Consider the following 10,653-nt stretch of genomic DNA (forward strand, 5'->3'; position numbering starts at 1 on the left):
TTATTGGACGAGAATTGCTTGCGCCAGTTCAAGGTCGCTGGCGTTAAGTTTTGGCTGGCTGCGGCGCAGGTAATCCAATGCCGACTCCAGCCGTGCTCCCCGCCACTGACCGTCAGTGGCAACGAAAGCGGCGGCATCATCCTGGGCCGCCATGACGACTTTTCTGTCGAGAGGTGCGGAAGTCACTTTGCTGGTGGCGTACGCGCTCGCGACGGTGCCCTGAATGGTCACGTCAAAGGCAGAGGCAATGGGCGACCAACTGGCAGAAAACAATATAGGAACGATGAGCAAACGGTATGAAAAAGCCATAGGACTCGACAACTGAAAACGAGCGGCAAGGCTAGCGCAAAGCCCCGGCAAGGGCCAGTGCGAAGGCATCCGGGAGCGGCAGAGGCTCCCGTTGCATGGTGTTTCAGATTGCCAGGATGGCTTGGGCCAACTGTGCGTCCGTCGCGGTGTTCAATTGCGGGGCTTGTTGGCGGATTTGAGCCAGGGCGCTTTCCAGCTTCACTCCACGAATTGCACCTTCGCTGGCGACAAAGCTGGCGGCGTCGTCACGGGCGGCGCGTACGACTTTGTTGTCACGTAGGGACGAAGTGGCATCGGAGGTCGCGTCGGACGTGGCTTTCAGGGCGCCAACGATGGAGTCGGTGGTCACGATAAAGCTGCTCGCGTTGGCAGTGGTAGCCAGGGTCAATAGAGCAGCGGCACTCAGCAGGCGAAGACGGGACATGGTGTGACTCCTTTAGATGAACGATAAGTGGTGCAGAACAGTCGTTGGGGATCAGACGCCTGCTCCCCGTGCTTCGCCACTCGGTAGCTGGATATTAAGCCGCCATTTATCCGTTCGGAAAGCTTCTTGACTGTCTAGTCACGCCAGAAGGGTTTGGACAGCTCGGCAATACGATCACCCTGAGTGATGCCTGCATCGGCCAAGTCTCGCGGATCAAGCTGAGCCAGCTGGCGCCTACCGTGAGCACGCTGCGCCCAACGGCCAAGGCCGTCGACGATACGACGTGTCAGCCGCTTATATAGAGCGTCTCGATTAGTCATGGAAGGTGCCTTCGATTAGTTCTGAAGCACCATTGTGAGAGAGGTATATCGAGCGATACAGATACACTGCGGGCAAATTGTACCGCTAAAGTGTTCTATTATTAGAACTGTACTGGTCTGGATATAGCGCTTCTGTTCGGTGCCAAAAATCGAATCCCCCAAACGACAAAGCCCGCCTCCGGTTTCCCGGGGCGGGCTTTGTTTTGTTCAATCTGGTTGCTGGCAGTGGACCTAAGCAGGTCAGGGCCAGCGAGCGCTCATTAGCGCCAGAACGGCTTGCTCAGCTCTTCGTAGCGTTGAGCTTCGCTGATACCAGCATCAGCCAGCAGACGCGAATCCAGACGAGCCAGTTGGTGACGGCTGGAGATGCGGCGCTGCCACAGCATCAGGTTGGCCAGAACGCGCAGAGGCAGAGCGGCTTGGTGGTTTACGGCTTTTTCGGAGAACAGTTCGGAACTGAGTGTACGTTCCATGATGACATCCTTCCGCTTGTGGCGGGATTAGGTAGTGGTTTAACTGATGCCAATGATCCTCTTCCGGGGCAACACTCTCTAGATACAGTTCACCTGTATTGTGAGGGGCCAGTTAACTGTTTAATGAGGCTGTACGGTACGGAAATGGGGCAACTGTACCTGTTCGCACCTAAATGGTGCGAAATTGGCATTTTTTAAAGGTTGAGTAGGTAAATGGCGTAGGAAATGACCGGTACAGCAGTACAGTTTTTTAAATTTTGGCGGGTTGCTTAAGGAGCTGAGGCAACTGTACTTGCCTCAGCCCCGAGGTGTATGAATCAAGCCTTCAGCATATGCCCGGTTTCTTCCAGGTTGATGTGCCAGCTCAGTGCCTCGCGCAGGATGTGCGGGGTGTGGCCGCCTAATGCGCAAGCGGTCTCGAAGTAGGTGTTCAATGCATCGCGGTAAGCGGGGTGTACACAGTTATCGATGATCACCCGCGCCCGCTCCCGTGGCGCCAGGCCACGCAGGTCGGCCAGGCCTACTTCAGTCACTAGGATGTCCACGTCATGTTCGGTGTGATCCACATGGCTCACCATCGGCACCACGCTGGAAATCGCACCACCTTTGGCGATCGACTTGGTCACGAAGATCGCCAGATGCGCGTTGCGCGCGAAGTCGCCTGAACCGCCGATGCCGTTCATCATCCGCGTGCCGCATACATGGGTGGAGTTGACGTTGCCGTATATGTCGAACTCCAGAGCGGTGTTGATACCGATAATGCCCAGGCGCCGCACCACTTCAGGGTGGTTGGAGATTTCCTGAGGGCGCAGCACCAATTTCTCTTTGTAGCGTTCCAGGTTGCCGAACACGTCGGCGTTGCGCCGTTCCGACAAGGTGATCGAACTGCCCGAGGCAAAGCTCAGCTTGCCGGCGTCGATCAGGTCAAATGTCGAGTCCTGCAGTACTTCCGAGTACATGGTCAGGTCTTCGAATGGCGAGTCGATCAAACCGCACATTACCGCGTTGGCAATGTTGCCGATCCCGGCCTGCAGCGGGCCGAGTTTGTTGGTCATGCGCCCGGCGTCCACTTCTTGCCTGAGGAAATTGATCAAGTGGTTGGCGATGCCCTGGGTGTCATCGTCAGGCGGGGTTACGGTAGACGCAGAGTCGGCCTGGTTGGTGATGACGATCGCGACGATCTTCTCCGGCGGAATCGGGATTGCGGTGCTGCCGATGCGGTCATCTACCTTCACCAGTGGAATCGGTGTGCGGGTCGGCCGGTAGGTCGGTATATAGATGTCGTGCAGCCCTTCCAGGTTCGGGTTGTGCGCCAGGTTGATCTCGACGATCACCTGCTTGGCGAAAATCGCGAAACTGGCCGAGTTGCCCACGGAGGTGGTGGGCACTATGTGACCCTGCTCGGTGATAGCAACCGCTTCGATCACTGCAATGTCCGGGAGCTTGAGCTGGTTATTGCGCAGTTGCTCGACGGTTTCCGACAGGTGTTGATCGATGAACATCACCTCGCCTGCGTTGATGGCCTTGCGCAAGGTGCTGTCGACCTGGAACGGCATGCGTCTGGACAATACGCCGGCCTCGGTCAGCTGCTTGTCCAAGTCATTGCCCAGGCTGGCGCCGGTCATCAACGTGATTTTCAGCGGGGAAGTCTTGGCGCGCTCGGCCAGGGCGTGGGGGACGGCCTTGGCTTCACCGGCACGGGTGAAACCACTCATGCCGACGGTCATGCCGTCCTCGATCAGTGCGGCGGCGTCAGCCGCGCTCATGACCTTGTTCAACAGCGAAGGCAAGCGGATACGATCACGGTACATGAATTGTTATCTCAGGCTACGGAAGCAAGGTGGGCAGTGTAGTGATTTCAAAAAAATTCGGCCCGCTACCATGGTCGAATGCGAGGCAGCGATTTAGAGCCTTTGGTCGGGTTTCATCCCGCAACAAAAAACCCCAGCCTACTGCAGGCCGGGGTTTCGGGTATTGCGCTGGCGCAGTGTTATTCGACGGCCTTGACCATGTCCTCGATGACCTTCTTGGCGTCGCCGAAGACCATCATGGTTTTGTCCAAGTAGAACAGCTCGTTATCCAGGCCGGCATAACCGCTGGCCATCGAGCGCTTGTTGACGATGATGGTCTTGGCCTTGAAGGCTTCCAGGATCGGCATACCGGCGATTGGCGAGTTCGGGTCGTTCTTGGCGGCCGGGTTGACCACGTCGTTGGCGCCCAATACCAGCACCACGTCGGCCTGGCCGAACTCGGAGTTGATGTCCTCCATCTCGAACACCTGGTCGTAAGGCACCTCCGCCTCGGCGAGCAACACGTTCATGTGTCCAGGCATACGGCCGGCCACCGGGTGGATCGCGTATTTCACTGTGACGCCGTGGTGAGTGAGCTTCTCGGTCAACTCTTTGAGCGCATGCTGCGCCCGCGCCACTGCCAGGCCGTAGCCTGGGACGATGATCACGGTGTCGGCGTTGGTCAGCAGGAAGGTCGCGTCGTCGGCCGAACCGGATTTCACCGGGCGCGCTTCTTTTGAGCCAGCGGCCGCCCCGGCGTCCGGTGCGTTACCGAAGCCGCCGAGCAGTACATTGAAGAAGGAGCGGTTCATCGCCTTGCACATGATGTACGACAGGATCGCGCCGCTGGAGCCCACCAGCGAACCGGCAATAATCAGCATCGAGTTGTTCAGCGAGAAACCGATACCGGCCGCCGCCCAGCCTGAATAGCTGTTGAGCATCGAGACCACCACCGGCATGTCAGCACCGCCGATCGGGATAATGATCAGCACGCCCAATACGAACGCTAGAGCCAGCATCAGCGCGAAAGCGGTGAGGTTGCCGGTGAACATGAATGCCAGCCCTAGGGCCAGGGTTGTGAGGCCCAGCACCAGGTTCAGTTTGTGCTGGCCGCCGAACTGTACCGGTGCGCCCTGAAACAGGCGGAACTTGTACTTGCCAGACAGCTTGCCGAACGCGATCACCGAGCCTGAGAACGTGATGGCACCGATGGCCGCGCCGAGGAACAGTTCCAGGCGGTTACCGGCAGGAATCGCATCGCCCAGGTGTTTGACGATACCCAGGGATTGCGGCTCGACCACCGCCGCGATGGCGATAAACACGGCGGCCAGGCCAATCATGCTGTGCATGAACGCCACCAGCTCCGGCATCTTGGTCATTTCTACACGCTTGGCCATGATCGAACCGGCGGTGCCGCCGATCAGCAGACCGACGATCACATAGCCGATGCCGGCAGTGGCCAGCTCAGCGCCGAGCTTATAGATGAGCCCCACGGTGGTGAGCACGGCCAGGGCCATGCCCAGCATGCCGAACAGGTTGCCGCGACGCGACGTGGTGGGGTGCGACAGGCCCTTGAGTGCCTGGATGAAGCAGATCGACGCGATCAGGTAAAGCGTCGTGACGAGATTCATGCTCATTACTTCGGCGCCTCTTCTTTTACTTTCGCGGCTTTCTTCTTGAACATCTCCAGCATCCTGCGGGTAACCAGGAAGCCGCCGAACACGTTGACCGCAGCCAGGGCCACGGCCAGGGTGCCCATGGTTTTGCCCAGCGGCGTCACGGTGAGGGCGGCGGCGAGCATGGCGCCGACGATCACGATGGCGGAAATCGCGTTGGTCACCGCCATCAAAGGCGTGTGCAGTGCGGGCGTGACGTTCCAGACCACGTGGTAACCGACATAAATCGCCAGCACAAAGATGATCAGGTTGTAGATACCGGGGGAGATAAGCTCTTCCATCGTCTGAATCCCTGCTTAGGCGTTTTTGCGGATGACTTGGCCGTCGCGGCACATCAGGCACGCGGCGACGATGTCGTCTTCGAGGTTGATTTCAAATTGGCCTTCCTTGGTGAAGACCAGCTTCAGGAAGTCCAGCAGGTTGCGCGCATACAATGCCGACGCGTCGGCGGCAACTGCGCCCGCGAGGTTGGTTGGGCCGCAGATGATCACGCCGTTTTCCACCACCACTTGGTCTGCCACAGTCAGCGGGCAGTTACCGCCTTGGGCGGCGGCGAGGTCAATGACCACCGAGCCGGGCTTCATCTGCGCGACAGTGTCGGCGCTTAGCAGCGTCGGCGCCTTGCGGCCGGGTATCAACGCAGTAGTGATAACAATATCGGCTTGTTTGGCGCGCTCGTGCACGGCCTGCGCCTGACGTTGCATCCAGCTGGTCGGCATCGGGCGGGCGTAACCGCCGACACCGACGGCGCATTCGCGCTCTTCATCGGTTTCGTAGGGTACGTCGACAAACTTGGCGCCGAGGGACTCGATCTGTTCCTTCACGGCCGGGCGCACGTCAGACGCTTCGATCACAGCTCCCAGGCGTTTCGCCGTAGCGATCGCCTGCAGCCCTGCAACGCCAGCGCCAAGGATCAATACGCGCGCGGCTTTAACGGTGCCGGCGGCGGTCATCAGCATGGGCATGAAGCGTGGGTAGTGATGGGCGGCGAGCAGCACGGCTTTATAGCCAGCAATGTTGGCCTGGGACGACAGCACGTCGAGGCTTTGGGCCCGAGAGGTGCGCGGTGCGGCTTCCAGGGCGAAGGCGGTGATGCCGCGCTCGGCCAATTTAGCGATAGTTTCATTGCTGAACGGATTGAGCATGCCCACCAACACGGTGCCGCTTTTAATCAGCGCCATCTCGTTATCGCTGGGAGCGACCACCTTCAGGATCAGCTCGGCGCCAAATGCGTCGTTGGCGCTGCCAAGGGTGGCACCTGCCGCTTCATAAGCACTGTCGACAACGCTGGCCTTTAGCCCCGCTCCGCTTTGTACAGTGACCTTATGGCCCTGGCCGATCAGCTTCTTGATGGTTTCCGGGGTGGCAGCCACCCGCGTTTCACCGGTCTGGGTTTCGAGAGGAACACCAATGTGCACGTCAAATCTCCTGCATGATCTTTTTGCTTTTGATCTTTTTGTAAAAAGGCCAGCGCACCGCGAGTGGCGCAACTGGGGCGGCCGATCAGCACGATCCCGCTGAAATGACAGCGGGGCGCGGCATTTTGCAGGCGAACTTTACGGCCTTCAAGGGATTATGACGGGTGACGAAAAATTAACTACAAGTCACCCTGTGACTGATTGTCGCAACTCGCTGAAATAACCTCTTTAAATACAAGTGATTAAAGGGTTTCAGGCGTTTTTAGCGGTTTTTGTCATCGTTGATGTGAATAGTCGTGCATTGGCTCGTCGTGGTCGCTGTAAGCCATGAGAATCATGGCTTTGGCACATATTCTCGGTCGATAGATACAGTCTGCTGAAATGCGACATATACGTATATCTGTAGGATTTAAAAATAGCTGACTACAGAGTCAGTAGTTTGAGGGAGCCTTTAAATACTGGGGCTGTAGCGTTGTGATTGCTCGATGAGCCAATCTCTGAAGGCGTGCAGCGACGCTGATTCGACCTTTCTGTCAGGAATCATCAGGTAATACGCCTTGGCGCTGGTCAGCGCCTCTGGGCTCGCAATCACCAATTGATGCTCATCCAACTCTCGTTGGATCAAAAACGGTGGGATCAACGCGATGCCCATATCGTGCATGGCTGCCTGAGACAGCATCGAGAATAGCTCGTAACGGGGTCCTGTCATGTCGCGGGGAACGTTCAGTTGCCTGGCGTTGAACCACTGGCGCCACGCATAGGGCCGAGTGGTTTGCTGCAGCAGGGGCAGTTCTGCGATTTCCTGGGCGCTGAAGTGAGTGCGCTTGCCCAGCAAGCGCGGGCTGCAGATTGGCACCGGATTCTCTCCCATCAAACGGTGGGATTCGGTGCCGGACCAGTCGGCATCTCCGAAATAGATCGCAGCGTCAAAGTCAGTATCTGCAAATAGAAACGGCCGCGTACGGTTGGTGAGGTTCACCGTGACTTCCGGGTGTTGGCGCTGGAAGTCCTTGAGCCGTGGAATCAGCCACTGTGTGCCGAATGTCGGGACCACCGCCAGCTCAATCACATTGGCGCCTTGTTGGCCCATGACGGACAGCGTGTCGCGTTCCACCGCATCCAGTTGCGTGGCGACCCGACGGCTATAGGACAGCCCCGCTTCTGTTAGCTTCACGCCGCGCCGCGAACGCCGAAACAGTTCCACACTCAAGAACTCTTCAAGGCTGGCAATCTGTCGGCAGATGGCGCCTTGGGTCAGGGAAAGTTCCTGAGCGGCCTTGGTGAAGCTCTCGTGGCGGGCCGCCGCTTCGAAGCTGACAAGGGCGGTGGTGCTGGGGATTTTTCTGCGCATGTACCTTGTCCTCACTCATAAAACGAAATTTCACCGCATAAAACTGTTTCGAAGTGAGAAATTAGCACAACCTTATGCTTAAACCTCGTTTGCCCAGAACGATTACCCAGCCTAGGCTTGCTCCACGACTTCCCATGTTCTTTGCGAGGACTTAACTCATGGCTGGCAAGGCAAGCTTCAACTGGATCGATCCGCTGCTGCTGGATCAACAGCTCACCGAAGAAGAGCGCATGGTGCGCGACAGTGCTGAGCAGTTCGCTCAGGACAAACTGGCGCCGCGTGTGCTTGAAGCCTTCCGTCATGAGAAGACTGATCCTGCAATTTTCCGTGAGATGGGTGAGACCGGCCTGCTGGGCGCAATGATTCCCGAGCAGTACGGCGGCAGTGGCTTGAACTACGTGAGTTACGGCTTGATCGCGCGCGAAGTGGAGCGTGTCGATTCCGGGTATCGTTCGATGATGAGTGTGCAGTCGTCGCTGGTGATGGTGCCGATCAATGAGTTCGGTACCGAGGCGCAGAAGCAGAAGTACTTGCCGAAACTCGCCTCCGGCGAATGGATCGGTTGCTTTGGGCTGACCGAGCCTAATCACGGGTCTGACCCTGGCGCGATGATTACACGTGCGCGCAAAGTGGAAGGCGGCTACAGCCTGACGGGCGCCAAGATGTGGATCACCAACAGCCCGATCGCGGATGTGTTTGTCGTCTGGGGCAAGGATGATGCCGGTGATATCCGCGGCTTCGTGTTGGAAAAAGGCTGGAAGGGGCTGAGTGCTCCGGCGATTCACGGAAAGGTTGGCCTGCGGGCCTCAATCACCGGCGAGATCGTCATGGATAACGTATTTGTGCCGGAAGAAAACATCTTCCCGGATGTGCGCGGCTTGAAAGGGCCCTTCACCTGCCTGAACTCTGCGCGCTATGGCATCTCCTGGGGGGCTTTGGGTGCTGCCGAGTTCTGCTGGCACACCGCTCGCCAGTACACATTGGATCGTCAGCAGTTTGGACGACCGCTGGCGGCCACCCAACTGATTCAGAAGAAACTGGCTGATATGCAGACTGAGATCACCTTGGCGCTGCAGGGGTGCCTGCGTCTGGGGCGTATGAAAGACGAAGGTACGGCTGCGGTTGAGATCACGTCGATCATGAAGCGCAACTCATGCGGAAAGTCGTTGGATATTGCGCGTATGGCGCGTGATATGTTGGGCGGCAACGGCATTTCCGATGAATTCGGGGTAGCGCGTCACTTGGTGAACCTTGAGGTGGTTAACACCTACGAAGGGACTCACGACGTGCATGCCTTGATATTGGGGCGCGCGCAAACCGGGCTTCAGGCCTTCTACTAATAGGGGTATGGGCATGGGCGCGCTTTCCCATTTGCGGGTATTGGATCTTTCGCGGGTATTGGCCGGCCCTTGGTCGGGACAGATCCTTGCAGACCTGGGGGCTGAGGTGATCAAGGTCGAGCGACCGGTAAGTGGTGACGATACGCGGGCCTGGGGCCCCCCCTTTCTGAAGGACGCTTTTGGTGAGAGCACCGGCGAGGCGGCGTACTACCTCTCGGCCAATCGTAATAAAGAGTCGGTCACGATCGATTTCACTCGGCCGGAGGGGCAAAAGCTCATACGGGACCTAGCGGCCAAGTCCGACATCCTGATCGAGAACTTCAAGGTCGGTGGTCTGGCGGCTTATGGGCTGGATTATGAGTCGCTCAAGGAGATCAATCCTGAACTGATCTATTGCTCAATCACAGGGTTTGGCCAGACAGGACCCTATGCGGCGCGAGCGGGCTACGATTTCATGATTCAGGGGCTGGGTGGGCTCATGAGTCTGACCGGACGGCCTGAAGGCGACGAGGGAGCCGGGCCTGTGAAGGTGGGGGTAGCGTTAACCGATATCCTCACCGGGCTCTACTCGACTGTCGCGATACTGGCTGCCCTGGCCCATCGTGATCATGATGGTGGCGGTCAGCATATTGATATGGCGTTGCTCGATGTGCAGGTCGCCTGCCTGGCTAACCAGGCGATGAATTACCTGACAACTGGGGTCGCGCCAAAGCGCCTGGGTAATGCTCATCCGAATATTGTGCCTTACCAGGATTTTCCTACTGCCGACGGTGATTTCATCCTGACGGTCGGTAATGACGGGCAGTTCCGGAAATTTGCGCAAGTGGCTGGGCAGCCACAATGGGCAGATGACCCGCGGTTTTCTACCAATAGGATGCGGGTGGCCAATCGCGCCGAGTTGATTCCGTTGATTCGCCAGGCCACTGTCTTTAAAACGACGGCGGAATGGGTGGCGCAGTTGGAGAGTGCCGGAGTTCCGTGTGGACCGATCAACGATTTGGCGCAGGTGTTTTCTGATCCGCAGGTCAAGGCGCGTGGATTGGCAATGCAACTGCCCCATCCGCTGGCGGGGGAGGTGCCTCAGGTTGCCAGTCCCATACGTTTATCCAAGACGCCCGTGGAGTACCGCAGTGCGCCTCCTTTATTAGGAGAGCACACCGTTCAGGTGCTGCAGAGCGTATTAGGTCTTGGGCCGGATCATGTGGCTGCTTTAAAGGGGGCGGGTGTTATCTGAATCTTTCCTTCTATATAGAGAGCTGTAGCAATAATGCTGGTTGGTTTTTAGCCAGATTTAAGTAATTGATAGAAAACGAAAATTAACGCTTGACGGCAGATTCCAGACGTCTATAATTCGCCCCACTTCCGGCGCAGTCGAAACGGAAAACTCCTTGGTAAACAAAGAGTTACGCAAGATTCGACAGCGGATCGCTTCAGTTCATCGAAGCCCAGAAGGAGTTGGTAGAGCAGTGTTGTTTGGCTCTATTAACGTTTCGATCTTCTCGGTCGAAAGCGGAGAAAAAGAGGTGTTGACAGCAGCGTGTAACGCTGTAGA

The 10,653-nt window shown here is 57.5% G+C and carries 11 protein-coding genes; 2 read left to right on the plus strand and 9 right to left on the minus strand.

The window, feature by feature from the left end:
• From FIV35_RS20310 to FIV35_RS20350, 9 genes are all read right to left on the minus strand, one after another.
• On the minus strand, positions 1-309 hold the full coding sequence (locus FIV35_RS20310) for a DUF2388 domain-containing protein (protein ID WP_034136371.1): 309 nt from the start codon (positions 307-309) through the stop codon (positions 1-3).
• A 103-nt stretch (positions 310-412) separates the two neighbouring features.
• Entirely contained in the window at positions 413-733 is a 321-nt protein-coding gene (locus tag FIV35_RS20315) for a DUF2388 domain-containing protein (RefSeq protein ID WP_034101747.1), read from the minus strand.
• 134 nt (positions 734-867) lie between these two features.
• On the minus strand, positions 868-1,053 hold the full coding sequence (locus tag FIV35_RS20320) for a DUF1127 domain-containing protein (RefSeq protein ID WP_034111160.1): 186 nt from the start codon (positions 1,051-1,053) through the stop codon (positions 868-870).
• A 260-nt stretch (positions 1,054-1,313) separates the two neighbouring features.
• Entirely contained in the window at positions 1,314-1,526 is a 213-nt protein-coding gene (locus tag FIV35_RS20325; protein WP_034101749.1) for a DUF1127 domain-containing protein, read from the minus strand.
• 317 nt (positions 1,527-1,843) lie between these two features.
• On the minus strand, positions 1,844-3,337 hold the full coding sequence (gene scpC, locus FIV35_RS20330) for a succinyl-CoA:acetate CoA-transferase ScpC (RefSeq protein WP_034136372.1): 1,494 nt from the start codon (positions 3,335-3,337) through the stop codon (positions 1,844-1,846).
• A gap of 179 nt (positions 3,338-3,516) precedes the next feature.
• Positions 3,517-4,953: an NAD(P)(+) transhydrogenase (Re/Si-specific) subunit beta gene (locus tag FIV35_RS20335; protein ID WP_034136373.1), complete on the minus strand. Its 1,437-nt coding sequence runs from the start codon at positions 4,951-4,953 to the stop codon at positions 3,517-3,519.
• Positions 4,953-5,273 carry an NAD(P) transhydrogenase subunit alpha part 2 gene (locus tag FIV35_RS20340; protein WP_034101753.1) on the minus strand — a complete coding sequence of 107 codons (321 nt, stop codon included), beginning with the start codon at positions 5,271-5,273 and terminating at the stop codon, positions 4,953-4,955. The genes FIV35_RS20335 and FIV35_RS20340 overlap by 1 nt, the downstream gene beginning before the upstream one ends.
• 15 nt (positions 5,274-5,288) lie before the next feature.
• Positions 5,289-6,410 carry a Re/Si-specific NAD(P)(+) transhydrogenase subunit alpha gene (locus FIV35_RS20345; protein WP_034136374.1) on the minus strand — a complete coding sequence of 374 codons (1,122 nt, stop codon included), beginning with the start codon at positions 6,408-6,410 and terminating at the stop codon, positions 5,289-5,291.
• A 451-nt stretch (positions 6,411-6,861) separates the two neighbouring features.
• The gene (locus tag FIV35_RS20350) at positions 6,862-7,761 is read right to left on the minus strand and encodes a LysR family transcriptional regulator (RefSeq protein WP_034136375.1); all 900 of its coding nucleotides are present in this window, start codon (positions 7,759-7,761) and stop codon (positions 6,862-6,864) included.
• Between the two features lie 158 nt (positions 7,762-7,919).
• Here FIV35_RS20350 and FIV35_RS20355 point away from each other — a divergent pair, with 158 nt between their 5' ends.
• Entirely contained in the window at positions 7,920-9,101 is a 1,182-nt protein-coding gene (locus tag FIV35_RS20355) for an acyl-CoA dehydrogenase (protein ID WP_010207882.1), read from the plus strand.
• A gap of 13 nt (positions 9,102-9,114) precedes the next feature.
• Positions 9,115-10,335, plus strand: a complete 1,221-nt coding sequence (locus tag FIV35_RS20360; RefSeq protein WP_034136376.1) for a CaiB/BaiF CoA transferase family protein — start codon at positions 9,115-9,117, stop codon at positions 10,333-10,335.
• Positions 10,336-10,653 lie beyond the last annotated feature (318 nt).

It is taken from the genome of Pseudomonas rhodesiae, from assembly GCF_007858255.1.
Lineage (GTDB): Bacteria > Pseudomonadota > Gammaproteobacteria > Pseudomonadales > Pseudomonadaceae > Aquipseudomonas > Aquipseudomonas rhodesiae.